At 58.2% G+C, this 25,311-nt stretch carries 30 protein-coding genes; 10 read left to right on the top strand and 20 right to left on the bottom strand.

The features are described from left to right. Positions 1 to 35 precede the first annotated feature (35 nt). The 5 genes from EDC26_RS12105 to EDC26_RS12080 form a co-directional block, all read right to left on the bottom strand. Positions 36 to 863 (bottom strand): isocitrate lyase/PEP mutase family protein, encoded by an 828-nt coding sequence (locus EDC26_RS12105; RefSeq protein ID WP_132582914.1) that lies wholly within the window; start codon positions 861 to 863, stop codon positions 36 to 38. Between the two features lie 44 nt (positions 864 to 907). Further along, positions 908 to 1,423: a peptide-methionine (S)-S-oxide reductase MsrA gene (gene msrA / locus EDC26_RS12100; RefSeq protein WP_132582912.1), complete on the bottom strand. Its 516-nt coding sequence runs from the start codon at positions 1,421 to 1,423 to the stop codon at positions 908 to 910. A 182-nt stretch (positions 1,424 to 1,605) separates the two neighbouring features. Then, entirely contained in the window at positions 1,606 to 2,811 is a 1,206-nt protein-coding gene (locus EDC26_RS12090; RefSeq protein ID WP_132582910.1) for an MFS transporter, read from the bottom strand. 337 nt (positions 2,812 to 3,148) lie between these two features. Further along, positions 3,149 to 3,793, bottom strand: coding sequence for a DUF2182 domain-containing protein (locus EDC26_RS12085; RefSeq protein ID WP_243700900.1), 645 nt, complete (start codon positions 3,791 to 3,793; stop codon positions 3,149 to 3,151). Between the two features lie 21 nt (positions 3,794 to 3,814). Further along, positions 3,815 to 4,582, bottom strand: coding sequence for a DUF899 domain-containing protein (locus tag EDC26_RS12080; RefSeq protein ID WP_132583030.1), 768 nt, complete (start codon positions 4,580 to 4,582; stop codon positions 3,815 to 3,817). Between the two features lie 128 nt (positions 4,583 to 4,710). Here EDC26_RS12080 and EDC26_RS12075 point away from each other — a divergent pair, with 128 nt between their 5' ends. Then, positions 4,711 to 5,931 carry a helix-turn-helix domain-containing protein gene (locus EDC26_RS12075; protein ID WP_132582906.1) on the top strand — a complete coding sequence of 407 codons (1,221 nt, stop codon included), beginning with the start codon at positions 4,711 to 4,713 and terminating at the stop codon, positions 5,929 to 5,931. Between the two features lie 9 nt (positions 5,932 to 5,940). Then, complete coding sequence (locus tag EDC26_RS12070; RefSeq protein ID WP_132582904.1) at positions 5,941 to 6,612, top strand: Vgb family protein; 672 nt, start codon at positions 5,941 to 5,943, stop codon at positions 6,610 to 6,612. A gap of 69 nt (positions 6,613 to 6,681) precedes the next feature. Here EDC26_RS12070 and EDC26_RS12065 read toward each other — a convergent pair whose 3' ends face one another. The 3 genes from EDC26_RS12065 to EDC26_RS12055 all read right to left on the bottom strand — a co-directional run bounded on the left by EDC26_RS12065 (position 6,682) and on the right by EDC26_RS12055 (position 10,556). After that, a complete protein-coding gene (locus tag EDC26_RS12065; RefSeq protein WP_132583028.1) occupies positions 6,682 to 8,163 on the bottom strand; it encodes an aldehyde dehydrogenase in 1,482 nt (493 codons plus the stop codon). Between the two features lie 55 nt (positions 8,164 to 8,218). After that, positions 8,219 to 9,253 (bottom strand): ABC transporter substrate-binding protein, encoded by a 1,035-nt coding sequence (locus EDC26_RS12060; protein ID WP_132582902.1) that lies wholly within the window; start codon positions 9,251 to 9,253, stop codon positions 8,219 to 8,221. Positions 9,254 to 9,374: 121 nt separating this feature from the next. Continuing rightward, positions 9,375 to 10,556 (bottom strand): TauD/TfdA family dioxygenase, encoded by a 1,182-nt coding sequence (locus EDC26_RS12055; RefSeq protein ID WP_243700899.1) that lies wholly within the window; start codon positions 10,554 to 10,556, stop codon positions 9,375 to 9,377. On the opposite strand from EDC26_RS12055, the gene EDC26_RS12050 reads away from it, so the two are divergent. Then, a complete protein-coding gene (locus tag EDC26_RS12050) occupies positions 10,556 to 11,518 on the top strand; it encodes a LysR family transcriptional regulator (RefSeq protein ID WP_132582900.1) in 963 nt (320 codons plus the stop codon). The two genes, EDC26_RS12055 and EDC26_RS12050, sit on opposite strands and share 1 nt — an antisense overlap. A gap of 107 nt (positions 11,519 to 11,625) precedes the next feature. Beyond that, a complete protein-coding gene (locus EDC26_RS12045) occupies positions 11,626 to 11,988 on the top strand; it encodes an IclR family transcriptional regulator (RefSeq protein WP_132582898.1) in 363 nt (120 codons plus the stop codon). Here EDC26_RS12045 and EDC26_RS12040 read toward each other — a convergent pair. From EDC26_RS12040 to EDC26_RS12020, 5 genes are all read right to left on the bottom strand, one after another. Continuing rightward, a complete protein-coding gene (locus EDC26_RS12040; RefSeq protein ID WP_243700906.1) occupies positions 11,963 to 12,082 on the bottom strand; it encodes a DinB family protein in 120 nt (39 codons plus the stop codon). The genes EDC26_RS12045 and EDC26_RS12040 overlap by 26 nt on opposite strands. 49 nt (positions 12,083 to 12,131) lie before the next feature. Then, positions 12,132 to 12,518 carry a type II toxin-antitoxin system tRNA(fMet)-specific endonuclease VapC gene (gene vapC, locus EDC26_RS12035; RefSeq protein ID WP_341802616.1) on the bottom strand — a complete coding sequence of 129 codons (387 nt, stop codon included), beginning with the start codon at positions 12,516 to 12,518 and terminating at the stop codon, positions 12,132 to 12,134. An 11-nt stretch (positions 12,519 to 12,529) separates the two neighbouring features. Next, positions 12,530 to 12,760 carry a type II toxin-antitoxin system VapB family antitoxin gene (vapB, locus tag EDC26_RS12030; protein WP_132582894.1) on the bottom strand — a complete coding sequence of 77 codons (231 nt, stop codon included), beginning with the start codon at positions 12,758 to 12,760 and terminating at the stop codon, positions 12,530 to 12,532. 150 nt (positions 12,761 to 12,910) lie between these two features. Beyond that, positions 12,911 to 14,260: an MFS transporter gene (locus EDC26_RS12025; protein WP_165931020.1), complete on the bottom strand. Its 1,350-nt coding sequence runs from the start codon at positions 14,258 to 14,260 to the stop codon at positions 12,911 to 12,913. 107 nt (positions 14,261 to 14,367) lie between these two features. Beyond that, positions 14,368 to 15,495 carry an aminotransferase class V-fold PLP-dependent enzyme gene (locus EDC26_RS12020; RefSeq protein WP_132582890.1) on the bottom strand — a complete coding sequence of 376 codons (1,128 nt, stop codon included), beginning with the start codon at positions 15,493 to 15,495 and terminating at the stop codon, positions 14,368 to 14,370. Positions 15,496 to 15,691: 196 nt separating this feature from the next. Here EDC26_RS12020 and EDC26_RS12015 point away from each other — a divergent pair, with 196 nt between their 5' ends. Then, the gene (locus tag EDC26_RS12015; RefSeq protein ID WP_132582888.1) at positions 15,692 to 16,846 is read left to right on the top strand and encodes a winged helix-turn-helix domain-containing protein; all 1,155 of its coding nucleotides are present in this window, start codon (positions 15,692 to 15,694) and stop codon (positions 16,844 to 16,846) included. A 71-nt stretch (positions 16,847 to 16,917) separates the two neighbouring features. Here the strand turns inward: EDC26_RS12015 and EDC26_RS12010 are convergent, their stop codons facing one another. The 3 genes from EDC26_RS12010 to EDC26_RS12000 all read right to left on the bottom strand — a co-directional run bounded on the left by EDC26_RS12010 (position 16,918) and on the right by EDC26_RS12000 (position 18,264). Next, positions 16,918 to 17,340, bottom strand: a complete 423-nt coding sequence (locus EDC26_RS12010) for a type II toxin-antitoxin system VapC family toxin (protein WP_132582886.1) — start codon at positions 17,338 to 17,340, stop codon at positions 16,918 to 16,920. Then, positions 17,337 to 17,585 (bottom strand): type II toxin-antitoxin system Phd/YefM family antitoxin, encoded by a 249-nt coding sequence (locus tag EDC26_RS12005; RefSeq protein WP_132582884.1) that lies wholly within the window; start codon positions 17,583 to 17,585, stop codon positions 17,337 to 17,339. Before EDC26_RS12005 ends, EDC26_RS12010 begins: the two co-directional genes overlap by 4 nt. A gap of 220 nt (positions 17,586 to 17,805) precedes the next feature. Next, a complete protein-coding gene (locus tag EDC26_RS12000) occupies positions 17,806 to 18,264 on the bottom strand; it encodes an Lrp/AsnC family transcriptional regulator (protein WP_132582882.1) in 459 nt (152 codons plus the stop codon). Between EDC26_RS12000 and EDC26_RS11995 the strand changes: the two genes are divergently transcribed. Further along, positions 18,223 to 18,486 carry a PhzF family phenazine biosynthesis protein gene (locus tag EDC26_RS11995; RefSeq protein WP_132582880.1) on the top strand — a complete coding sequence of 88 codons (264 nt, stop codon included), beginning with the start codon at positions 18,223 to 18,225 and terminating at the stop codon, positions 18,484 to 18,486. The two genes, EDC26_RS12000 and EDC26_RS11995, sit on opposite strands and share 42 nt — an antisense overlap. Before the next feature lie 44 nt (positions 18,487 to 18,530). Here EDC26_RS11995 and EDC26_RS11990 read toward each other — a convergent pair whose 3' ends face one another. Continuing rightward, positions 18,531 to 19,412, bottom strand: a complete 882-nt coding sequence (locus tag EDC26_RS11990) for a LysR family transcriptional regulator (protein WP_132583024.1) — start codon at positions 19,410 to 19,412, stop codon at positions 18,531 to 18,533. A gap of 98 nt (positions 19,413 to 19,510) precedes the next feature. Between EDC26_RS11990 and EDC26_RS11985 the strand changes: the two genes are divergently transcribed. The 3 genes from EDC26_RS11985 (at position 19,511) to EDC26_RS11975 (ending at position 22,311) form a co-directional block, all read left to right on the top strand. Beyond that, positions 19,511 to 20,926 (top strand): MFS transporter, encoded by a 1,416-nt coding sequence (locus tag EDC26_RS11985; RefSeq protein WP_132582878.1) that lies wholly within the window; start codon positions 19,511 to 19,513, stop codon positions 20,924 to 20,926. A 145-nt stretch (positions 20,927 to 21,071) separates the two neighbouring features. Then, positions 21,072 to 21,326 carry a DUF4148 domain-containing protein gene (locus EDC26_RS11980; RefSeq protein WP_132582876.1) on the top strand — a complete coding sequence of 85 codons (255 nt, stop codon included), beginning with the start codon at positions 21,072 to 21,074 and terminating at the stop codon, positions 21,324 to 21,326. 262 nt (positions 21,327 to 21,588) lie between these two features. Continuing rightward, on the top strand, positions 21,589 to 22,311 hold the full coding sequence (locus tag EDC26_RS11975) for an RNA polymerase sigma factor (protein WP_132582874.1): 723 nt from the start codon (positions 21,589 to 21,591) through the stop codon (positions 22,309 to 22,311). A 47-nt stretch (positions 22,312 to 22,358) separates the two neighbouring features. Here EDC26_RS11975 and EDC26_RS11970 read toward each other — a convergent pair whose 3' ends face one another. Together EDC26_RS11970 and EDC26_RS11965 are read right to left on the bottom strand one after the other, a co-directional pair. Continuing rightward, a complete protein-coding gene (locus EDC26_RS11970; RefSeq protein ID WP_132582872.1) occupies positions 22,359 to 22,766 on the bottom strand; it encodes a DUF2231 domain-containing protein in 408 nt (135 codons plus the stop codon). A gap of 5 nt (positions 22,767 to 22,771) precedes the next feature. After that, entirely contained in the window at positions 22,772 to 23,110 is a 339-nt protein-coding gene (locus EDC26_RS11965) for a hypothetical protein (RefSeq protein ID WP_207915116.1), read from the bottom strand. Positions 23,111 to 23,769: 659 nt separating this feature from the next. On the opposite strand from EDC26_RS11965, the gene EDC26_RS11960 reads away from it, so the two are divergent. Continuing rightward, positions 23,770 to 24,144 (top strand): SpoIIAA family protein, encoded by a 375-nt coding sequence (locus EDC26_RS11960; protein WP_165931019.1) that lies wholly within the window; start codon positions 23,770 to 23,772, stop codon positions 24,142 to 24,144. A gap of 82 nt (positions 24,145 to 24,226) precedes the next feature. Here the strand turns inward: EDC26_RS11960 and EDC26_RS11955 are convergent, their stop codons facing one another. Further along, positions 24,227 to 25,135, bottom strand: a complete 909-nt coding sequence (locus EDC26_RS11955; RefSeq protein WP_132582866.1) for a LysR family transcriptional regulator — start codon at positions 25,133 to 25,135, stop codon at positions 24,227 to 24,229. Between the last annotated feature and the right edge of the window lie 176 nt (positions 25,136 to 25,311).

The raw sequence follows: 25,311 nt of genomic DNA, 5'->3' as shown, positions 1-25,311 counted from the left end.
GCTCGTCCGAGAATAAGAGGGCCGTAGCATGCCGTCTACTCGGGCAAGCGAAAGAGCGCATTGAGGTCTGCACCCGACGCGGCATCCGCAAACCCATCGAAGCGGCCTTGTTCGGCGAGGGTACGGGCGGCGCGCATGAATCCGCCCCAGGCCGAACGCGCAAGCCCGCCGCCAACGCTGACGCGTCTCACACCAAGCTCGGCAATGTCCTTCAGGGTGAGTTCGCTGGCCGATCCGACGAGCAGATTGACCGGCTTTGGCGCAACGGCCGCGACCACGGCTGCAATCTGTTCACGCGTGCGAATGCCCGGCGCATACAGGCAGTCGGCGCCGGCTTCCGCATAGGCCTTGAGCCTGGCGATCGCATCGTCGAGGTCTGGCCGCCCCACGAAAAAATTCTCGGCCCGGCCCACCAAAAGAGTATCCCCGCCTGCCGCGTCGATGGCGCTGCGTGCAGCGCGTATCCTGGCAACGGCGGTGTCAATGTCATAAAGCGGATTCGCCGAGTCGCCCGTAGAGTCCTCGATTGACAGCCCCGCCACGCCGGTCTCGACGGCCAGCCGCACGCTTTCCGCAACGCCTTGCTCATCGGAACCAAACCCGCTTTCGAAGTCTGCATTCACGGGCAGGTCAGTGGCCGCAACGATGTCGCGCAAATGGGCAAGAACGATCTCTCGCGAAAGCGCTCCATCCGGATGGCCACGCGACCAGGCGAAGCCCGAGCTCGTCGTGGCTAGCGCTTTGAAGCCCAGCCCCTGAAGGTAACGTGCACTGCCGGCATCCCAGGGATTGGGCAGCGCGAAACAACCTTGCTCGTGGAGAGCACGAAAGATGGTGCGTTTCTGGGCGGTAGTGTAGATCATGAAATCCTCATCGTTTTGCGGGCCTATCGTTGGAAGCAAGCTCTTCAGGCCGCTTTCTCCCGGCTCGGCAGCCTCCAGCCGGTCCGGATGAAATGGCAGGTGTAGCCGTTCGGAATGCGTTCCAGGTAATCCTGATGCTCCGGTTCCGCAGTCCAGAAAGCCCCGGCCGGAGCCACTTCGGTCACCACTTTGCCCGGCCAAAGCCCTGATGCATTGACGTCGGCAATGGTGTCTTCCGCGATTCGCTTCTGCTCGTCGTTCGCATAGAAGATGGCCGAACGATAGCTGGTGCCCATATCGTTCCCCTGGCGGTTCTGCGTGGTCGGGTCGTGGATCTGAAAGAAGAACTCCAGTAACCGCCGGTAACTGATTGCCTGAGGATCAAAGACAATCTCTATCGCTTCGGCATGGGTTCCGTGGTTCCGGTAAGTTGCATTGGCTACGTCGCCGCCCGTATAGCCGACCTGCGTGGAAACTACGCCCGGATAGCGGCGCAGCAAATCCTGCATGCCCCAGAAGCAGCCGCCGGCAAGGATGGCGCGTTCAGTCGTTATAGTCATACTCATTTCTCCTGTTTGGGCGAGAGGAAAGATCGCCACAGCACTGTAATGCCTTTTGTCAGATTTTAAGTCTAGTCCTCATTCGCCCTATCGGCAAAAAGCTCGACTCTTTCTGCTGGCGACCGGCCAGGCTTGCCCGTCTTCGTGCGCGAGCTGGTGGCGCATCGGAACCACATCCTCTTTTATCGCGTGTTGTCCAAGGCCCGCACTGCAGAGGTTTTGCGACCGAACAGCCACAGCCCGCAGGCAACTGCCGGCGCGGCGAGCACTACGAACGCCCACGCATAGCTCACGCCCCCTTCGATGAGAAACGTGAACGCCGGCGGGCCGAAGAGGACGCCGCCGTAGGTAAATACCAGGGCTCCGCCGGTGGCGTCACCGGCCTTTCCAGGAGGGGCAAGGCGTGCCACCTGCGCAAGGTAGACGCCGTTCCAACCGATTGCAGTGGCGCCGAAGGCCGCGCACACGAGGGCAACGGAAACAACCGACCACTGCGGCGTGAAACGCCCTGTCGCAACCGCAGCCGCCCCCATGGCAATGGCCAGGAGGCCCAGCACATACATGGGCCGGCCCCAGCGATCCGCGATCATCCCCCACCCGATGCGCCCGATCACGCCGCCGGCTTGCGCGGCAGCGAGCATGAGTCCTGCCGCGACCAGCGAGATGCCGACGTTCAGTGTGAGGTACGTCACGAGGAAGGTGATGAGGCACAGTTGCAGCGCCGCGAAGAAGAACGAGCAGAAGGCCAGGCGCCGCAGCACCGGGTCGCCCAGCGTGTAGCGCAGCGGCCCCGCGAGGCTGGAAAACACCAGCGGCCGATCAGGAATACGGTCGGCGTCAAGCGCCTCTCGCATGGGTTGGGCGGAGATGAAGGTGGCCAAACAAGCCCCGGCGACCGCGAGCGCGGCTACGCGCCAGCCGCCCCACAGCACAAGCGCCGGCACCAGCGCACCGGCCAGCGCACCGCCGATCGGAACGCCGGTCTGCTTGAGCGAAAAAATAAACGACATCTTCTCCGGCGGCGTACTCTTGGCGAGGATATGCGAACTGGCCGGGGTGACCGGGCCGTAGCCCATGCCAAGAAACAGGGCACCAACGACAAACAGGGCGGGCACCCCCGTAGCCACACAGGCCAGCCCGACCGCGCAGGCCACCAGGCAGGCCTGGCTTAGGCGGATGGCCCCGAAACGCTGCACCAGCGGGCCGGACACGAGGCTCGCAGCCATACTGGCGCCATACACCATGGCAATGAAGATACCCACATGGCTGGCTGAAGCGCCGGTCTCAGCCGCCACGGCCGGTGCAAGCACAGGCACCGTCACCACCGCCATCGACACGAGAACCTGGACCGCGAGCGTCACGGCCAGTGGAAACAGCAAACTACGCATCCTTCACCCAACGCTGCCCGGGCGGGCACTTCAGGGGCTCGGCGACCAGGACATACTGGGGTTGATGCGCGAGCGGAGGGAAAGGGGATTGCACGTTCAGGGGGCTCCGGATCTGGGCAGGTGATCGATACGGCCTTCATCGTAACCGATCCCGTACGGAAGCCCCCTCGTGTGGCCTGCGAGCGCCGGGGCAAGGACGTAGCCGTGAATCATGTAGCGGCAGCCCTTGTGGCTGCCATTTTTCAATAAACAGGGTACAGGTTATTGCGTAGATGGCACCCACAAGGGGTGCCGCTACAAAACGAAAAGAGTACCGCCACAAAACGAAGGGGTGCCGCTACAAAGCGTTGACGATCAGCCACAACCCCGCCTCGGCGGCTACAACCCCGATAACCCGTGCGACGCGCTCGCCTGCCGGGGCGAGACGTTCGGCGGTGATGGCCGCCGTCACGACCACCATCGCGCGCAGGTCCATCAGGCCTATGACAAGAAGGATCGCCATCAGGCCGGCGCAACAGTAGCCGCAGTGCAGGCCAAGGCGCAGGCCGTGTCTCCAGGCCGTGCCGGCGTCCGCCGGCAACGCATGGCCCCGCCCAGGCGCTTCTCGGCAGCAGGCAAGGTGTTGCGCCTTCCACGCGGTGAACTGGAGCGCGCCGGCAAACAAAACGACCACACCGGCCGCAATCGGAACAGCGTGCGCCAACGCCGGCAACCGCCTCTGGGCCCCTGCCAGAGCAACGCCCAGCACAAAGGCGACCAATCCGAATGCGGCCCACACGAGGAAATACCCCGCGCCCACCAGCGCCATCAGCCAGGCCAGACGCGCCAGGCCTGTTCCGCCCACGGCCTGGCGGTAGCGCCAAAGCATGGGCGCGAGGGATGGCAGCATCATCGCTGCCATCATCACGACCCACAGGCCCAGGAACGACGCCGCGGCGCCGGGCCACGTCTGCCCGGGCATCCGCATCCACATCATCGACATCGCGGCGGTATCCATGACCCGTCAGCCCTTGGCGTATTCGTCGTGGCGGCTCCACCAGATGCCTGTCTCGTTGCGCCCCTTGGGGGCGCGGTCGAGCCACTGGTACATGCCCCAAAGGCCGTCCAGCCCGCGTGCATAAGTGGAATAGGTGTGGTAGACGACGCCGTCTTCGAGCACGAACGCGCTCAAGCCCGGCCTGTCGCGCGAGAACGTGGCCGGGTCGGTTCCGCATCCGGCCGCGATCTGGACAACGATTTCCGGAACCTGTACAGCGTCCATGGCGTGGCCGCCGCGCTCGTAGTTGTATTCAATGGCTCCTTCGCGTTGTTGCTCTTCAGTGAACGAAACGTTGAAGTCGAAGTTGAATTCGCCGCCGGCCGAAGACGCCCAGGGAAACGTCCACCCCATCCGCCGCTTGTACGCCTGCAGCTTCGCCAGAGGCGCACGCGACACCGCCGAAAGCGTCACGTCGTGATTCGCCAGATGAACGGCAAAGCCGTCGAACCCGTCCGCGATCGCCGAGCAGGACGGACACCCCGCCTTGTAATCGGGTCCGAACATGAAATGGTAGACAAGAAGTTGCGAACGCCCTCTGAAAAGATCGGCCAGCGAGGCGCTCCCTTCATCGGTGTCGAACCGGTACATCTTGTCGACCCGGACCCACGGCAGCGCCTGGCGCTGCCGCGCCAGCTCGTCGCTGCGCCGCGTCAGTTCCTTCTCGGCCTTGAGCAACTCGAGCCGCGAGGCCAGCCACTCTTGGCGTGTTCCGGTCATGTGTGTGGTCGTCATCATTTTTCTCTCCTTCGAGTGTTCTACGCCGTTTGCCCCATGGCCGATACGGCGTAGTGGTGGGTGCTTGTGTGATAGATTAATATCGGGCATCGGAAGGTGGGAGTGACAAGTGTGGCGGGATTCAAATGGACTTGCTGATCACGGCCGCGGCCCGCGCGCTCGCGGCGGGTGACCCCCTGGGCGCATTGAACCGGGTCGCCCTGCGCGACGACGCGCCCGCGCTTGCGCTGCGAGGCATCGCGATGGCGCAGCTGGGCGATTTCGTCCGGGCGAAGGCTCTCGTGCGCAGAGCGGCGCGCGCCTTCGGCCCGAAAGAGGCGATGGCCCGCGCAAGGTGCGTCGTCGCCCAGGCCGAGATCGCCCTCGCCTCGCGCGACCTGGGCTGGTCCGCAAAAGCGCTCGATGCGGCGCGGGCAACGCTCGAAGAGCATGGCGACCGGGTCAATGCCGCACATGCGCGGTATCTTGAGGCCCGGCGCCTTCTCCTGATCGGGCGCCTCGACGAGGCCGAGGGTATGCTCGCCAAACTCGACCCCGCCCTCCTCCCGCCCGCGTCGAGGGCCGCCCATGAGCTGGTCGCGGCCGGAATCGCCATGCGGCGCCTGCAAACGAAGACGGCGCGCGCAGCTCTGATCCGGGCCGGGCACGCCGCACGCCACGCAGGCATCCCCGCGCTGACGGCGGAGGTCGAAAGCGCATCCCTTGTCTTGAATACGCCCGCGGCGCGTTTGATTGCGCGTGGCGAAGAGCGGCTCCTCCTGCTCGAGGAGGTTGAAGCGTTACTGGTGTCAGAGACGCTCGTCGTGGACGCGTGCCGCCACGCCGTGCGGGCGCCACGCACGGCGGTCACGCTCGCGAGGCGCCCAGTGCTGTTCGCGCTAGCGCGCGTGCTGGGCGAAGCATGGCCGGCAGACGTGTCAAGGGATACCCTCGTCGCACGGGCCTTCCGGGCAAAGCACGCCGATGAATCGTATCGCGCGAGGCTGCGAGTCGAAATCGGGCGGCTGCGCAAGGCGCTTCTGCCGCTGGCCGATGTAAGCGCCACCCAGCGAGGATTTGTGCTGGTGCCGCACCACGCCCGCGAGGTCGTCATACTGACGCGGCCGGTCGAGGAAAAACATGCAGCGGTGCTCGCCTTTCTCGCCGACGGCGAGTCGTGGTCCAGCTCGGCCCTGGCCCTTGCGCTTGGAGCCAGCCAGCGCACCGTACAGCGGGCACTCGACTTGCTTGCAACAACCGGCAAGGTGCAATCGTTCGGTCGCGGGCGAGCTCGCTGCTGGGTGGCCCCGCCCGTTCCGGGATTCACGACCACTTTGTTACTCCCTGTTCCACTACCAAACGATTAGGATGGAACCATGAATAAGTCAGCAGCCAAAATCATCCGCGAGTATGGACCCTTTCCGGGCGTCAACAATGTGGGCGGCGTCACGTACGACGGCCAGCACGTCTGGCTCGCCGTCGGCGACAAACTAAATGCCCTCGATCCGGCAAGCGGGAAAACGCTGCGCTCGATCGATGTCGCCGCACAGGCAGGCACAGCCTTCGACGGCCAGCACCTGTTTCAGATCGCCGACGATCGCATCCAGAAGATCGACCTGAAGACCGGCCGCGTGCTCGCCTCGATCCCCGCACCCGCGGGTGCAGGCGGCGACTCCGGGCTAGCCTGGGCCGAAGGGACGCTCTGGGTGGGCCAGCATCGGGACCGGAAGATCCGCCAGATCGACCCGCAAACGGGGGCGATTCTTCGCACCATCGAATCCAACCGCCACGTCACCGGGGTCACCTGGGTTGACGGGGACCTCTGGCACGGCACCTGGGAGGATGACGCGAGCGAATTAAGGCGGGTCGATCCTCGATCGGGAGAGGTCCTGGAGGTGCTCGAAATGCCGCCAGGGGTCGGCGTGTCGGGACTCGAGTCCGATGGCGGCGATCAGTTCTTCTGCGGAGGCGGCAACAGCGGAAAGGTAAGAGCCGTCCGCCGACCCAAGCGAAGCGCCGAGGTCCCTGCCGACGCCATGAGCGAGTAATCGAAACAACCTTACAGGTGAGCGTCGCCGAAGAAGCACGGCTCCGGTTGACGCAAGCACCTGCGGATCTCAGCGAAGCACAAACGGATTTTCCGGAACCTGCTCGCTATAGGAAATCCAGGTGCTTTTTGTCTCGAGAAACCCCTCGATCGATTCGATGCCGCTTTCACGTCCGATGCCCGACTGCTTCATGCCGCCAAAAGGCATCATGTAGCTGACCGCGCGGTATGTATTCACCCACACGGTTCCGGCCCGGATGGCGGCGGACACTCGCATGGCCCGGCCCATGTCCTTGGTCCATAAACCCGCAGCCAGGCCGTAGATGGTGTCATTGGCCAGGCGAATGGCCTCTGCCTCGTCATCGAAACCGATGACCGATAGCACGGGGCCAAACACCTCTTCCCGGGCGATTCGCATATCGGGCTTGACGTCCGTGAAGATAGTGGGTTCCACAAACTGCCCGCCGGGCAAATCAGGGGAAGTTGCCGGGCCGCCGCCCAGCAGGCAACGCGCGCCCTCCCCCTTGGCGATGCCGATATAGTCAAGCACCTTTTGGTATTGGGCCGGTGTAGTGATTGGGCCGATGTTCGTGTCGGGAGACATCGGATTTCCTTTTTTTGCGGTGCGGCCCAGTTCCACCAATCGCTCGCAAAATGCTTCTTTGATCGAGTTCTGCACGAGCAATCTCGAGCCTGCGATACAGGTTTGTCCCGCCGCGGCGAAAATGCCCGACACGACGCCCGACGCCGCGGCCTTCTGGTTGCAATCGTCGAAGACGATGTTGGGCGATTTGCCACCCAGCTCGAGAGTGACGCGCTTGAGGCTCTTTGCCGCTTGCGCGTAGATTTTCGCACCCGTCGAATCCGACCCCGTAAAGGTAATCTTCGCTACCAGCGGGTGGTCCACAAGCGCGGACCCCACTTCATGACCGTAGCCGGCCACGACGTTGAATACGCCGTCCGGAAATCCGGCTTCACGGGTCAGATCGGCAAACGCGAGCGTCGATACCGACGCATATTCCGACGGTTTGAGCACAACGGAACAACCGGCCGCAATCGCCGCGGCGCATTTCCAGGCGACGAACAGCAATGGGGAGTTCCAGGCAGTGATGGCGCCGACGACGCCTATGGGCTCTTTGCGCGTAAAGGCAAAGTGCTCGGGCTTGTCGATCGGCATGACGCGGCCTTCAATCTTGTCCGCCAAGCCCGCGAAATAACGCCACCAGTTGGGGTGATACTTCAGTTGCCCATACATTTCGGCGTACAGCTTTCCGTTGTCGCGCACCTCGATTTCCGCCAGCCGCTCCGTATTGGACTCCACCAGGTCGGCCAGGCGCAGCATCAGTCGGCCGCGCTCGGTCGCGGTCATCGTGGCCCAGGGCCCCTCCCGCATGGAGCGGGCGGCAGCCCGCACGGCGCGATCCACGTCTTTTTCGCAGCCGCGAGGAATCTTCGCCCACGGCTGGCCCAGATAGGGGTCGATGCTGTCCACCCACAACCCGCTTACCGGCTCCACATATTGGCCGTCAATGAAATGATTGAAGATTTCCACTATCTTTGTCTCCGCCATGCCGGTTCAATTTGTCTTTATACCACCGGACAACCTGTCACTTGGGTGTCGACGCAGCGGAGGCCTTGTTCATGCTGAACACCTCGGGAAAAAACATGTCCTGCCATGACGCCGGCACTTTCTTGATGGTGCCCATACGATGCATGAAATCCGTAAACCGGAAAATGTTCTCTGGCATGGTGGTGTATTTCACCTGGGGATCTCCAAGCATCTTTACGATATTTTCGACGGTGTCTTTATCTTTCGTTGTATCGAGATAAACCTGCGCGGCATGACGCTTGTCGTTATTGATGATTTCGGTTGCCTCGGCCACAGCCCCCAGGAACGCCTGGTAAAGCTTGGGGTTTTCATCATGAAATCGCTTCGTCGTAAGCATGACCACGGTCGTGGCGGACCCACCCAGCACGTCGAACGAATTGAGTATGGTATGCACAGCCGGATTTTTCAGCTCACGATATTGGAACGGCGCCCAGGTGAAATGGCCATTAATCTCTCCTGTGCCGGACAATAGCGCAGCCATGGCGTCGGGGTGTGAGCGGCTAATCGTCAGGCGATCCAGCTTGTTCACCTGAGCCTCGCCAAACGCCTGAGCGGCGGCCATTTGCAGGATCATGGCCTGGATGGATACCTTTACGGCCGGCAAGGCGATCTTGTCCTGGTCGGTAAGGTCGCGTATTGATTTCACCTTAGGATTGCGGGTATTCAAAAACAGGGGCGACGATACGATGGCACAGGCCCCCTTTACTTCTTGCCTGCTTCCTTCTGTCTTGCTCCACATAATGGGCAACGACGTTGTTCCCACCGCGGCAAAGTCCAGTGAATTGGACAACAAGGCATCATTCATGACATTGGCGCCGGCAAAAGACGCCCATGTAACGTCGAGCTTTTCAATACCCGCCGCCTTGGCGTGTTTTTCCACCAAATGATCATGTTCCATGATGGCTAACGGCAAGTACCCGATGCCATATTGCTTCGCTATGCGAATCTCCTTTGCCTCGGCATAAGCCTGCGGCATATAAGCACCCGCCGATATGGCCATCACCACGCTCGCTGCAAACCATTTTGCTTTCATGATAGTTGTCTCCGTTATATTTTCGATTTGAAGTTTTCCGGCCCTCTATAAGTCAGCACCCGGTGCGTGCACATAATGGTGTTGCGTGTTCATGTACCAAGACACGCCTGATCATCGATACCTAGAGGTCCTCCAGCGAAAATGTCAGGCGAGTATCCTTCACCACAATGCCTCCGCGGTTTCCTGGCTCCAGCGAACCGTATCTTGCCGCAAAGCTTTCGGGCAGCGGGCGCGCATTCTTGGGCGCCAGCCACAACCTGAGTAAATGCCTGCGGCGTTCCGGCTCCGGCCAATCTTCGAAGTCGGCCCGGGAATGCAATATCTGCTGATTGTGAAGAAATTGCATATCCCCCACCCTGAACTCCATCTGCAGGTTCAGGCGGGGATCGTTGGTAAGGTTATCCAACATTTCCAGCGCCTCTGTTTCCAGCTCGGTCAGTCGCCTGGCCTGTGGAAAATTCTTCTGGGCGCTACGAATGTACTGGCCGGAATAAATCGTCGTCAGATAACCGGCATACCAGTTGAAAACCGGCACCTCGAACCAAGGTTTCATCCCTTCAGGGATTTCCCCCCTGCGGTCGGTGGGAAAAGCATGGAATAGCTGGGCGGCAAGATCCGGCCTTCGCGCCATCATTGCGTTATAGATTGTTACCGAACTGGCAATCCGGCTCTCCCCACCGGCTTTGGCTGTTCGCAGGCACAGCAGGCCGACGATATCGCAGGAATCGGTGTGATACTCCAACCCGCGGTTGGTTTGATAATACCGAGTCTTTGCCTGGGAAATATCGGCGCCCATATCCCGCACATGGCCCAGTAAATGCCCCTTCGCGTTCTGTGAGCGGAAGCCGCCAAGATGCGAACCGATCCCGAGGTAGGCAATGGCTGAATCTTCCTTGCCGTACCGTTCAACGGGCAGGCCACGCAGCAGGACGAAGCCTCTTCCCTCGAGTATTTCACTCAGGATCTGCTTGAGGCGATTTGAAAAGCTGGGCAACGGAAAAGTCTGGGGATTGATGTCTCCCATCGACAGCCCTCCGGCATGAAAGGCACGCAGAGCCCGATCGATTTCTTCGATATCGGACGCATCCAACGTATGGATCCATTCCGAATTACCGACCATTTCCGCACCCTTCCATGCCGCCGGCCCTTCTATTTTGACGGGAATATCGGCGGAAAGTACGTTTTTCACTGCGCCCATGGCATTTTTTTCCTTGATAAAGATCACAAACATTGCATAAGACTCTAAACTGCGATTTATGCCAGCACAAACGAATAATTTCGATCTATTAATTGGTTTATTCAATGAATAACGTCACTCTCAAGCAAATACGGGCATTTGTAGCCATAGCGGCTGAATGTAGCTTTACGCAGGCCGCCAATAGCCTCCATGTCACCCAGTCCACGCTTACTTCATCGATCAAGGCACTGGAAGAAGAAATCGGCATGCAAATGTTCGACCGATCCACAAGAGCCGTTGTGCTGACAACGCAAGGAGCGCTGTTTCTGCCTGCCGCGCAGCGACTGCTGCGCGACCTGGAAGACGCTCTGGAGAACCTGCAGATGGTGGCCGCTCGCGAACGCGGCTCCGTCGCCGTATGCGCAGCGGGATCATTCATTACCTATGTATTGACACCGGCGCTGATACAAATGGCTTCGCATTACCCGGGCATACACACACGGTTGACGGAAGGCACCACTCAAAGCGTCGCCCAAATGATATTGTCGGGCGAAGCCGACTTCGGCGTCACCACACTGTTCCAGCCGATCCCGGAGCTCGATACGGCGCTTCTTCTCACGGATGCCTATGGGGCGGTTTGCAACAAGACGCACCCCCTATCCGAAGAGACGGCACCATTGACATGGAACAAACTGTCACGCCACACAATGGTGCGGCTAAACAAGGCAAACGGTATACGTACACTACTTGATATGGAACCGAAAGTGGCAGGCCTATTCAAAAGTACGGCTTATGAAGTGAGCGGCGTCGCGTCTCTTCAGGCATTGCTGAGCCAAGGGTTCGGATATAGCGCCCTGCCGGCCTTGGCGGCCAAGTCCTTGGTGGTGGATGGCCTGCGCTTCCAGCCACTGACGCGTCCCAATATCCGGCGCCAGCTTCATGTAGTGAAAAAGAAAGGCAGGAGCCTATCCCCCGCGGCCGTTACCCTGTTTCGCGCAATGATCGACGCAATGGAAAATATGGCGCCGGATTCAACGGTCGACGTTGTTTTTACCCACGATGAGGTTCGGGCATTTTGCGGTATTTAACGGTATTTATTGCCTTAGCGGACAGGGACGAGATGGTTTATTTGGCGTCGGTCAGGCTTGGCAGCAGGACGTCGGTCCGCACGGTGATGCCGGGGCAAAGAATACCGATGGATTCAACCTCTTTGGGCCGGGCCTGGCTGTCCACACTGTCGGTTGAGCAGCGGGCATCGTTGTTTGAGCTTTTTCGACTCAGGCACCCTCGGCATTGGGACGCAATAAAAGAAGAAATCGATTCGGCGATCGCCGGCGTGCACACGCTTGGCTACTGCGCTGCTTCATGGCTACCCAATGTTGTCGCACTGGCGACCCCGGTTGTTCTTGGCGGCGATGGAGGGTACGCGTTGAACGTGAGCGTTACGACTGACGAGCCGATTGAAGGAGCGGTTGCCAGGCTTCGCGGACCGTTGCTGGTGTTGGCGGAGAGGATACGTGCGGCGCCGGATTTCATACCTCACAAAGGTAGACACTAAGGTCTGTCTGCGGCGGTTTCATACCGACATCAAAGAACATCTGGCTAACCCAGCCGCGATGATAGGTCTTGTGGTTGACGATATGGAGAAACATGCCGCCGCGGGTCATTGTCCCAGTATTGATTCCCATTAAGTCGAAGCGGCTAAATCCAATCTTCAACTCGCAAACCAGGAACCCGCTCAAATTCTCGCGTGTTATTGGTCACCAGAACAAGGCCAAGCGCACGAGCATGGCCGGCTATTTGCGAATCATATGGGCCGATGGGTGTGCCGAGTTTGGCAAGCTCTGCTCGAACCTGACCCGCATGCGCCGCTGCGTCAAAGCTGAAGTCGAGCACATCGAGCCGGGCTGTAAAACCCTCAACTACCGATAAGTTGGCGGCTGCGTTGACCGATTTTTCAGCCCCATAGATCAATTCCATCAGTGTAATCGTGCTGATGCACAACTGCGCAGGGTGTCTGGCGAAGCGTTCGCGTACCTGAACAGGTCTATTCTTAATGATGAAAATGCAGATATTGGTATCAAGCATGTACCTCAACATCAAAGCGACTCTCGTGTTTGATCTTTAGGCTGATCGCGTTCGCTCATAAAGTCGGATGTAACACTCGGGCCATCGAACCAACTATCCCAACCGCCGCCAGCAGGGGTGATAATGCGCGCGCCATTCACCACAATGACCTCGACCTGTTTGACGGTTGCAGGGAACGCTACCGCTTTTGGCAAGCGCACGGATTGACTTCGGTTGTTCATGAAAAGTGTGCTCTGGGTCATGGCTACTCCCCCTTAATATGGCTGCATGCGATAAGGTCATTGTGTCAAGAAAAATGGGATATGTCAATGGGATATACATAAGGCTATAACAAAGGCTGAAAGTTCAGTAGCGCCCAAGAGATAACTCAATGTTTTGCCGATATTGTCGGCTTACCACGAACCATGGTGCTCCGGCACGCGGGTGATCAAGGGTAAAAGAGCAATGAGCAGCAAAGCCACCACGACATAGACCCAGGCCTGGACGCCGCCGGGGTCACCGGAACTGGTGAGGATCGCAGTGGCTATCGAGACGGTGGTGATCGACCCGATCTGGAGGGATCCGGAGCGTAATGCGGCGAGGGTCGACGAATGCTCAGGCGCCAGCTGCAGCCCGGCGTTGCGACTGGCTGGGTTGAGCGCCCCACCGCCGGCGCCGACAAGAAAGGCGGAGCCGGCCAACCACACGTACGGTGACACACCCGCGACCGGGCTAAGAGCGAGCAGCAGCATCCCGAGCGCGATAGTAATGCCACCGGCGTACAGCGGCCGCCGGTGACCGGTGCGCCGTAGCGCCAGGGCAGCCATGACAGACAGCAAAATAGCAGCGACCCCTTGCGCGATCAGCAATGTGCCGGAGTCGAGAGCATCCATACCGTAGCGGTTGGCCGCATACAGCGGTATGAGCGCCACCGCCCCGTTGGTGACACCGCCGTAAATCATGTTGACGAGGTTGACCGTGCCAAAGCCCGGCCCGTAGACCAGGCGAGGGGCGATAAATGGGTGCGCAGCGTGGTTTATGTGGCGCACAAATAGACACACGCAGATGATCGAGATGGCCAACAGTACCGCAAATGCGAGTGACCACACATGTGCGTTCTTTTCGCCAAGGGTACTGACAGCAAGCATGCCCAGGAGCAGGCCGCCACCAAGCAACACCATCCCGGTGGCGTCCATCCCATGACGGCGCTGCTTGGCCCGCGGCGGGTCGCGTGGGATGTAGCGCAACGCCAGCACGATAACCACGATCCCGATCGGCACATTGACGAAGAACACGCCGCGCCAAGTCCAATAAGACACAAACAGCCCACCGAATATGGGTCCGATCATTGCACCGACCGGAAAGATGCTGCCAAACAGGCTAACTACCCGATCACGCTCGTCGCCAAAATAGTCGACGACGATCCCGGTTGCCGACGGCGTGAAGCCCGCCCCGCCGGCCGCCTGCACCGCGCGTAACGCGATGAGCACGAAGATGTTGTCGGCCAGCCCGCAGCACAGCGAGGCCACAGTGAACGCGATGGTCGAACCGAGGAACACCCGGCGGCGACCATACCGCTCGCTGAGCTTGCCACTGATCGGCAGCATCAACACGAAACCGAACGAGTACGCCGTAATGGTCCATCCGGCCCAGTTGATTGACGTGTGCAGCCCATGTTGCAAAGAGCGCAACGCCGTCGCCACAATCGTCAAGTCGATCGACATCATCAACAACGCGAGCGCGATGGTTGTGAACACCAGCATACGGCGGACAGGCCGGCTTTCCCCAGTTGGGCCCAAAAACCCACCGGCCGTGCCGGCATCACGCCGGACGCCCGTACTACTTGCGTTTGGCAATTTCAACAAAAGCCCTAAACGATCTCGTCCAGTGCCTTTGCCAGGCGCCCTGTGGTGCGCTCGATATTGTGCAGCTTGTCCAGGCCGAAGAGGCCAATGCGAAACGTCTTGAAATCCGCCGGTTCGTCGCATTGCAGCGGCACGCCAGCGGCGGCCTGCAAACCCGCCTGCGTGAATTTTTTGGCGGAGTGTATGCCTTCGTCATCGGTATAGCTGACGACGACACCAGGCGCTTCAAAGCCTTTTGCCGCGACGCTCTTGAAACCTCTTTCGGCTAGCAGCGCGCGCACGGCGTCACCCAGTTTCTGCTGTTCCGCGCGAACCTTATCGAAGCCATACGTTTCTGTCTCGGCCATGACGTTGCGCAAGACAGTGAGAGCATCGGTAGGCATGGTGGCGTGGTAGGCAAAGCCGCCTTGTTCGTAGGCCTCCATGATCTGCATCCATTTGCGTAAATCGCAGGCAAAGCTGGTGCTGACGGTGGCGTCGATTTTTTCTCGCGCCAAGGGGCTTAGCATGACCAGGGCGCAACACGCCGAGGCGCTCCAGCCTTTTTGCGGCGCGCTGATCAGCACATCCACCCCGATCGCCCGCATGTCGACCCAGAGGGCACCGGACGCGATGCAGTCCAGTACAAAGAGCCCTCCCTCGGCATGAACGGCGTCGGCGACTTTACGCATATAGGCGTCGGGCAGCAATATTCCAGAGGCGGTTTCTACATGAGGGGCAAACACGAGATCGGGCTTGTTTGCCTTTATCGCGGCAAGCACTTCTTCGATAGGAGGCGGCGCGAAGCCCGCTTGGCTGCCGCTTTCGACTGGGCGCGCCTTAAGTACAGTCGTGGCCGAAGGAATGCCACCCATATCGAAAATCTGGCTCCAGCGGAAACTGAACCACCCGGTGCGAATGATCAGGCATCGCTTGTTTGTTGCAAATTGCCGCGCCACCGCTTCCATGCCAAAGGTGCCGCTGCCGGGCACCACAATAGCGGATCGCGCGTTGTAGACTTGTTTTAATGTTTTGGAAATGTCTTTCATTACGCCTTGAAAAACGTTCGACATGTGATTTATTGCACGGTCGGTATAGACCACGGAATATTCCAGAAGTCCGTCTGGATCGACATTGGGCAGTAGGCTAGGCAAGTTCTTCTCCTGAAGGAAAGAATCGAATCGGCACGGTCAGTTCAAGATGAAAGACCGGGAGCATCTCGCTCTATCGAAGCAATGTCGACCCGAGTGTATTTCTGGCCTGATTTTAGACCTTTATCGTCGAATGACAGGCGACCAGTGCCTGACCGTATAATTTTCCTCTAAACAAATTCGGCAATGTCAGGTTCGTATGGCACAGCATCCCACCTCCCCCGCTTCGTTGACTCCATTGCAGGCACGTCATATCTGGCTGCGCGCTCAGAGGCTGGATACGGTGGCGCCATTCGGCGACGATGCGAAAGCCGTGCTCGCGGCGATCGAGCATTTGGGTTATGTGCAGATCGACACCATCAACGTGATCGAGCGCAGCCATCACCATATTCTCTGGACACGAATCCCGTCATATCAGCGCAGTCACCTGCACCAGGCGCAGACTATAGACAAGACTGTTTTCGAGTACTGGACGCACGCCTTGTCCTATGTCCCAACACGCGACCTGAAGTTCTTCATGGCCGACATGAGGCGCCATCAAAAATCGCCCAAAAGCTGGTTCGATTCGGTGACTCAGAGCGACCTGCGTAAAGTTCTCACTCGCATACGGAACGACGGCGCGCTGTCCATACGCGATATCAGTGACGATACGTTGGTGGAAAAAGACCACGCGTGGGCAAGCCGCAAGCCTTCGAAACGTGCTTTGCAGTTTGCTTTCTATGCGGGCAAGCTGGCCGTCAGCGAGCGTACCGGCATGTTGAAGACGTACGAACTCATGAACCGGCACTTTCAGTGGGACACCCCGCCCAAAAGCGCTTCCGAGAGCCAAACCACCGAATATCTGCTCGACAGGGCGCTTCGATCGCAAGGGCTTATCAGCCTGGACTCGATCTGCCATTTGAACGCGAAACGAAAACCGCTCGTCCGCCGCGCCATCGAAACCCGTACTCGCCGGGGGCTGCTGGTTCCCGTGTCCATCGATGGCGCAGGCAAGCTGGAACACTGGGCTTGCCCTGAATTGCTGGCCGATGTCCCAGACACCGCTGAAGGCGTACATGTGCTTTCGCCCTTCGACCCGCTGATCATCCAGCGCAAAAGGCTCGAACTATTCTTCGGCTACAAGCATGTGTTCGAGGCTTATGTGCCCAAGGAAAAACGTATCTACGGGTATATGGGTCTGCCCGTGCTGGTCGACGGCGAAATCGTTGCCGTCGTTGATCTGAAAGCCGACCGTGAACGCCGCAAGCTGCTGCTGCAGCAATGGAGCTGGGTGGGCCAGGGCAAGGCTTCCCGGCATAAAAGGCGGATCGAGGAAAAGCTCCATCAGTTTGAGCAGTTTCAGTTTGCGCGCTAAGCGCAAACGCGTGGAAAAGACACGTTGGGCCTGGCGACGGCCAGCGGCGGCTCTCGGTGTTGTCCAGCCGATCAACCCGGGCTGGTATCCCAAGGGTTGATCAGTGAGACACCCAGGCTCTCAAAGTCTTTGGTATTGCGCGTGACAAGCACCAGATCGTGCTCGAGCGCGGTTGCCGCCAGCAGACTATCTATTGCAGGCAAGGGCCGGCCTGCCGCAGCAACCAACCGGCCCCATCGATCGGCTACGGCGACATCCACAGACAGAATACGCCCTATGAAGAAGGCCGAGAGTTCAGTCTCGAGCCAATCCACCAGTAACTGTCGGCGATCAACCTTCGAGATAGCTTCGACCCCTTTGCGAATTTCTCCAAGCGTCAAAACGCTCAGATAAAGCGTTGAGGCCGGTCTATGTGTGAACCACTGAAGCACGGCCGGGTTTGGTGCCTTGCGGCGCAGTTCCGAAAGTACATTGGTGTCCAAGAGATAACTCAAAGCGAAATCTCGCGTGTAAGGCTCTTGTCCCGCTCAAGATCGAGGTCGTCCGCTCCATAAAACGGCGAGCGGCGCATGAGATCTACGAGCGATCCATCCCTTTGGGAGAGGCGATCAAATGCTGCGCGCGACATTACCACCGCAACGGATTTACCGTGCGAGGTAATGTCTTGGGGTCGCTCCTGCGCGCGCTTGATGAGCTCGGACATCCGAGCCTTTGCTTCCTGTATTTGCCAACGGGGCATAACCGTCTCCATAAATCTGACTATTATGGTCTGATTGTAGCCTGGGCTCAGTTCAGATTCCAATAATAGCTAGCCCAACCGCACAAATTATTCGTGACCTAATGCGTCTGTACACTGCTGATAGCGAAACTCCCGACGCTCTAACGGCAGATACCCTTCGCAAATGGGGCAAATCATCGCCAACCCCTGTTGATCAAATACCTTGAGGACCGCCAATGCCTTATAGCGGAGGCAAGCGCCGCCGGACGGGCATGCTTTTCACGATACTGGTATTCGTGCGCGCCTTGTCATGCAAAGGATCCAGCAAACGGTTCAGATCATTGATCTCACGCAAGACAACACGGGCCACAAAGCAATCCTCACCGGTCACGACGGAGCATTCAGTAACTTCAGGAATGTTCTGTAGCGCCTTCTCGATCTGTTTCAGCTTGCCTGGCAGAGGTTCAATCCGCACAAATGCCTCCAGGGTATAGCCCAGCGCGGCCGGGTCGATCCGGATGCTAAACCCTTCGATTACCCCTTCGTCCTCCATCCGGTTAATTCGCTCTCGGACCGCCGGAGCGGAAAGGCCCACCTGCACGCCAAGATCGCGCAGGCTGATGCGTGAGTCCAGTGCCAGCGCTCGTAGAATCTTGCGATCTGCGACATCGTCTGGCGCGAGGCGCCGCGCGTATTCCACGCTCGCAACGCTTTTGCGTCCGGCGGAGTTCTGGAAGACCCGGCCACAGGCGCTGCGGCCGCCGCACTGGCCGGCATGCTACGTGATCACCGGCTGCTCACCGACGGTGACCTGACCATCTACCAAGGCGAGGACATGGGCCGTCCCTCAAAAATCGATGTGTCTTTTTCAGCCGTCCCAGGCTCGGCGGTGAGCGTGGGAGGCGCCTCGGCGCCCATGTGACGGCGCAAGGATGATTTCAGTACTGAATCGAATTAAGTGCCCTTTTACAGAACAGTGGGAAACAGTTCTTCGTACACCTGAACAATCGTATTGACGACCGACCTGACCCGCGCGGTGCGGTTCAGGTCGCTGTGCAACACCAGCCACATATCGTAGGGACGGGAAACGCGCGGCCAGACACGTTGCAAGAGAGGATCGTTTTCGGCCAAGTGTACGGGTAGCTCTGCTATGCCAAGGCCCGCGCGAACGCCCTGTAGCATCATCAGCCCCGAGTTGACCTCCAGTACGACACGCGCATTGGCAATGGGCTCGTCACATAAGGCATCCTTTTGGTAGCGCACAACCGACCGCTGATAAATGACCACGTCCTGTCCAGCCATCGCGGTGTTGGGTTCGGGCGCACCGCGGGCGGCAAGATAGGATTTGGCAGCAAAAAGACCCACTTGGCAGCGCGCCAGATGACGGGTAATCAGATCCGGGTTAGCCGGCCTGACCGTGCGCACGGCAATGTCAGCCTCGCGCCGGGAAAGGTTGGTAAATTGCGTGGCAACGGTGAGGATAACGCGTATGTCGGGGTGGGCATCGTGCAGCTTTTGCAACACCATGAACATGGCATGCACAGCGGTAGTATCTGTACAGGCCACACTCACCGTGCCTGAAAAGCGTTCGTCGACGCCTTGCATCTGCCGTTGCAGTTGAAGCGCCGCCTGCTCCATGCGGTCTGCCGCCTGCCGCGCCAGCTCGCCTGCGGGCGTTGGCACATAGCCTGTTGGCGTCCGCAAAAACAAGCGGGCACCAAGCGATTGCTCCAGAGCAGCCAGACGCCGGCCAACCGTGGCCTGATCAACCTGTAGTTGGCTGGCTGCCGCACGTAGTGTGCCTTGCTGATAGATTGCCAAAAAAAATCGGGCGTTGTCCCAATCCATATAGTGATGCATATTTGCATTGCGATGCTGAAATTATATGTCTTTTCCGCATCAATAGAAATCGTTAGCATTCGGTCATGCCCTTTCAAGAGATGAACATGACCACAACAACTTGCCCTAATGAATGCGCTACAAATCCGCCACGCCTCGCTAACGTGACATCGCCCAGCTATAACGCCTGGCCGCTGATCGCGGTGGCGCTGGGATTCGTCATGGCGATGCTCGACGTTACCGTCGTCAATGTGGCGTCGACTCATATACAAAATGGCCTCGCTATCGGCCTGTCGGGTCTCGTCTGGGTGATCGACGGGTACACCCTATCGTTCGCCGCCCTGCTTTTGGCCTGCGGCGCCCTGGCCAACCGATACGGTGCCCGCGCCATTTATCTGTGCGGCCTGGTGGTCTTTATTGTTGCATCGGCCTTGTGCGGCCTCGCCCCAAGTGGCGCCACGCTGATAGCGGCCCGACTACTGCAAGGTGTGGGAGCCGCATTATTCATGCCCGCGTCTCTTAGCCTGATGACGCAGTCTTATGCCGACGCAAATGTGCGCATCAAGGTGCTGTCAATCTGGTCGGCCATCATCTCGATAGCCGTCGTGCTAGGCCCGGTGGTCGGCGGCGCCGTCATTGCAATCATTGGCTGGCGCGGGATATTCTGGCTGAATGTTCCGATCGGCATCGTTGGAATAACGCTGACTTTCCGCCACATCGCCGTCTCGCCGCGTCAAGCGCAAGCGCTGAACCCGCTTGGTCATGTGTACGCCATGATCGGGCTGGCAGGGATTGCGTTCGCCATGATAGAGAATTCAACCTTTGGCTGGACATCGGCACCCATTCTGGGCGCCATGGCACTAGGTTTCGCCGGCATCGTCGCCTTTGTCGCGCGTGAACGCTACAGCACAACGCCCATCATGCCACGCGACCTATTCCATGACGCACAGTTTGCCGCTGCAAACGGCATTGGTTTTTTCATCAATCTGGCTGCCTTTGGGCAATTGTTCCTGATTAGTCTGTATCTACAGCAAGTGGGCGGCATGGATGCCTGGCACACCGGCATGAATTTGTTGCCTTTGATGTCCACATTCACAGTAGGCAACCTGGTGTCCGGTCGACTAAGCACCCGATGGGGTACGCGCCTTCCTATGCTGGGAGGGTTGATTGTTGCTGCGGCATTGTCGAGCAGTATCGCGCTCTGGAGCCATGATCTGCCCTACATTGTGCTTGCCGCAGCCATCGTTGTGATTAATCTGGGTGTAGGCATCGCCATCCCCGCCATGACGGTAACGGTCATGCAGGTAGCTGGACAGAACCACGCAAACATCGCTGCGGCCTCGCTCAATGCCAACCGCCAGATCGGCGCCTTGATAGGCGTGGCCATCATGGGTGTTGTCCTGCATCAGATTGCCGATTGGCACAGCGTGCTGCCCGTAGCGTTCGGCATTCTGGCCTTCGGCTACCTTGCCGCTGGTTTTCTTGTGCAACGGTTTATTCGCACTGTCGACGAACAGCCTTGAGCTTTACCTCAGATCAAAGGGCCGTTATTCGTCAAGCTCAAACGCTGCTTCCAAATTTAATACCAACTCCTGAAACGCGCCGCATCGTCGCCGCATCCAATTGTTGAAACGTGACGATTCGCGCCGCGCAATTTGGAGAATTGTGATGATCAAGACTTCCCTGACGGTAGCAGTTGCTGCCTTGGCCCTTCTCGCTGGCTCTGCCAGTGCCGCTTCGTTGACTCGTGCTCAAGTGGTTGAACAATTGCAACAAGCCCGTGCCGCCGGCCAACTCTACACGGGTGAAAACCAGCCCTATCCGATTAGCACCAATGTGCCGAGTAATGTCTCGCGCAGCGCCGTGCTCGCGCAGCTTGAGCAGTACAAAGGGCAGCATCCTCATCAGCCCGTCGAGCACTAACAACGTATCTGGCCGAAATGAGGCCTCATCACTCGTTGAGATGCGCGCCAGAGCGGCCCCCCGCTCTGGCGCGCTGTCGCGGACGCAATGAACGCCACAGCCCAGCCCACGTTCTTCTTTGCCAATGCCATCAGGCTTGAGCGGGGCCATAGCGCAATAAAAACCTAAATGTCCGCTGTTTAATCTACAGTCCCTCTAGTCAAATTACTGCAATAGAATGCATCACAAGGCTCATAGAGCAAAAAGATTTTTGGAGGTTCACATGGGCACGATGGCCGACTCTGTTTTTATCGAGGACTCGGAATTAATCAACCGGGCGGCTTCGGGCGACACAACCGCTTTCGATACTTTGATGCGCCGCCACAACCAACGACTCTACCGTGTGGCCCGTAGTGTTCTCCACGATGAAGCGGACGCGGAAGAAGCGGTTCAAGAAGCCTGGTGGAAGGCCTACAATCACTTGAAGGACTTTCGTTCCGAGGCTAAACCTGCGACCTGGCTAACCCGTATCGCTATTAACGAGGCTCTGATGCACCGACGGCGAAACAAAACTCGTGAAGCGGTCATCCAACCCATGTATCAGGACCAACAAACACAGGACACCATGCCCATGGACGAATTCTCACAGGCCGAACTCTCACAGGCGTTACCCGCCACATCGCAGCCGGACCAGCAGGCCTGGCGTTCAGAATTGCGCAGCTTGATTGAGAAACGAATCGACTCCCTGCCTGATATATATCGCTCAGTCTTCATGCTGCGAGGGGTGGAAGAAATGTCCGCCAATGAAGTGGCTGTGGTGCTGGATTTGCCGGAAGCCACAGTTCGCGTGCGCTTCATGCGCGCCCGCCGACTGCTTCAGGAGGCGCTGCGGCACGATATCGACCAGCGCGCCAAGGACGCCTTCTCATTTGCCGGCGCACGCTGTGACCGTATTCTGGCAAACGTCCACGCACGCATGAAAGCAGCGCAGGCCCTCAAACCCTGACAGCGAACCGATTCGACTGAGATCCGTCCCTATCGACTATCCTTTCTTCAACGCCCCACGCCGTGGCCGTACACTAACCGGCTGCCCAGCCAGCCTCCGATGAGCAAGGCAAGAAAACCGCCCACATCAAGCAGCAGTGACAAAGCATCCGGCGGTTGAGGCTGAAGGTGATCCACCCGCAGCAACAGGCGCGCGGCAAAGAAGGAAAAAGCGACGAGCATCGCCGTCATGTGAAGATAGGCGTCACGCATGGCAGGCCCTTCGGGTATGCGTGAGAACTCCATTAGCCCGGCCAGCATGGCTGCCAGTGCCACCACGCAGCCTACAGCCAGCAAGCCGCCTGACCAGCGCCAGGCCGACTCCCCCACCCACAGGCTGGCGAAGTCAGAAACGACAGCCAACGACCAACAGGCGATGGGAAAGTGAACCAAAGCAGGATGAAGGGGATGGCGCATGGCTGTTAGATCACCGCAGCAAGCAAGACCAGAAAGCCAACAATCGCCAGGCCCGCGTGCCCGATAACAGCCGCCTTGGGTGGCAGGCGTTTGCGCAAATGGAACGATGCCAGGACAAATCCTCCCAGCGCCGCGATAAGGAAAAGAATAAAGCTGATTGTTACTTGGTGGGTGGCCGCCCCGTGCACCAGAACCACGATCAAAAGAATCAGGCCGACAGCGCCAAGCAATGCATGGATCAAAGACAGGGCCCAAGGGGCAAATTTGCCACGCAAGACATGCGAAGCAAGCACAAGCCCGCCGATCGCACCCACGGCAAAGACCAATAACGCAAAAGTAAGCATGTTTTCCTCTCCAGGCAAAATTTAGTATGTTTAAGGCCCTGTGCCACGCACGGGACTACTGCAATAGATGCATGCAAGGCCTCTTCCGTTTCAACTGTTACACAATTTAGTTCCACCTGAGGGGGTGATGCTGATGGGTGCCGCTGGTCTACGGATGGATTTCAATCGGCTGGGTTTATAAACATGGCTAAAAAGACCGAAATTCCCGGAGCTTGGGATACTTGTCGAAGTTGATTCGAATTGAAATAACATCCCTTGATAAACCAATGGGTTAACTAAAATACGTATTTCAATTTAGTACCGACGCGTCATTCAATTTGGAATTTTGTTCTTGTGCTACGAACGTAATAATAAGAATTATCTAGCCCCCTATACTGATCGGGCAACTAGGCGACCGGTAATGCGCCAATATTATCTAGAGTGGGCTGAGATTGGCCAAATCCTGCCGGTCGCGACCCCCCGCTGTTGGGCGCTCTCGTTTGCTCAGTTCCATCAATGCCATGGGGCTGGACAAGTCCGGTCAAACCCATACACCCTATGAGCAGTAACGAACAGACATACCCATCTGAAGCCGGCATCGTTTTTATATGGCTAAAGGCGCATTATGTATGTTAGCCGCGCGAGTAATAGTAGCGCCACAATCTAATGGAGGATATCTGATGATTAACTACGAATTGCAACACGACAAAGGCATACTCGTGCTGCATCCTGAAGGGCCGCTTGAAGCGGCAGATTTCATTTCGATAGCAAGCCAAGTCGATACTTATCTGGCGGGACACGGGAAGCTGCATGGAGTCTTGATACATGCAAAATCATTTCCCGGCTGGAAAAACTTCGCCGCGATGCTTGCTCATTTGAAGTTCCTCAAGGAGCATATTCAGAGGATCGAGAAAGTTGCTGTCGTCGCGGATGGCGTTTTAGCGAACATCATGCCGTACATTGCAAACCATTTCGTCCATGCACAGGTGCAGCACTTCGATTTCGTGCACGAGGATGCCGCGTTGGACTGGCTCACTCAAACCGGCAAGACATAGATGAATCCGATCGCTTAACGGGACAGTCCTCGATCACGAAGAACAAGTTTCGACCGCATCGCCGTGTATTCCCACAACCCAATCAATTTGGGGCCTGCAGAACCAACCGTGAGAAATCACAGCATTCCTGGCACATGCGTGCGACTTCGCCGTGAAAGTCAATGGGCTGGGCGGGCCGATACATAGCGACGTAGTTCATTATCGGAAGCCGGGGCGACGTTTTGGCAATTCGTAAAATCTTCTTCTTGACGAGATGCGACAGGCACTCTTTTGGAAGGTAGCTCACGCCAAGGCCGGACACCGTCAAGCCAATCTGCGCCACGAGATTGCTGCACACGATCACCTTCGGCGTTTCAACACCGTTCGCGAGAAACCACTGACTATATACAATCCCCATACCCGAATCTTTGCCCTGTGCAATCACGGTCTGTTCGGCAATTTCCGATAACGTATAGCTGCGCTCGGCCTGCATGACGCCGGAAGCGAACATCCAGGCATTCTCTATCTTGCCAAGGGGTGTCATCATGAAGCGCGTATCGCCAAACGTATCCGGCACGATGATGAGGTCGATGGTATTGTCGACAAGCCGCTCATACAACGCTTGGCTCAATCCCACTTCTGGTTCGATCTCCAATTGCGGAAACTGCTTCCTTAGGCTGGATATCAAAATAGGCAGCCACGTCAGTGCGGTCAATTCAGTCACGCCGAGCCTCAGCCGGCGGAACATGACTTCCCGCGCACCCAACTGTGCCAGCAACGTATTGCGCGTATCCAGCAACAGCTGTGCCGAACGCAGAACTTCTTCGCCTTTCGGAGTCAGGCATGCCGAACGCCTGCTGCGGTCGAAAATCTCTACATCAAAACGACCCTCGAGCTCCTGTATGCGCTTTGAAACCGCCGATTGCGTGGTGTGAAGTTGCGTGGCTGCCGCATTGAAACTGCCAAGTTTCGAAATCCAGTACAGCGCCTCGATCTGTTTGAACGTAACCATTTTTCCAAGTCATTACTTAACGTCGGGTATCTTGAGTAAGGTAGGGCCTATCTAATATTAGAAATATATTCCGAAAAGTGATGGATCGGTTCGAATTCTTTTCGCTTTCGTAACAGCGCGACTCGTGTGCATGATACCGAGTAAGGCGTAATACGCTATATCAGTGCTAGCGCACA

It is taken from the genome of Paralcaligenes ureilyticus (genome assembly GCF_004346225.1).
GTDB lineage: Bacteria > Pseudomonadota > Gammaproteobacteria > Burkholderiales > Burkholderiaceae_B > Paralcaligenes > Paralcaligenes ureilyticus.
Note: the sequence above shows the minus strand (reverse complement) of the source record. Positions and strands in the feature narration are given on the sequence as shown.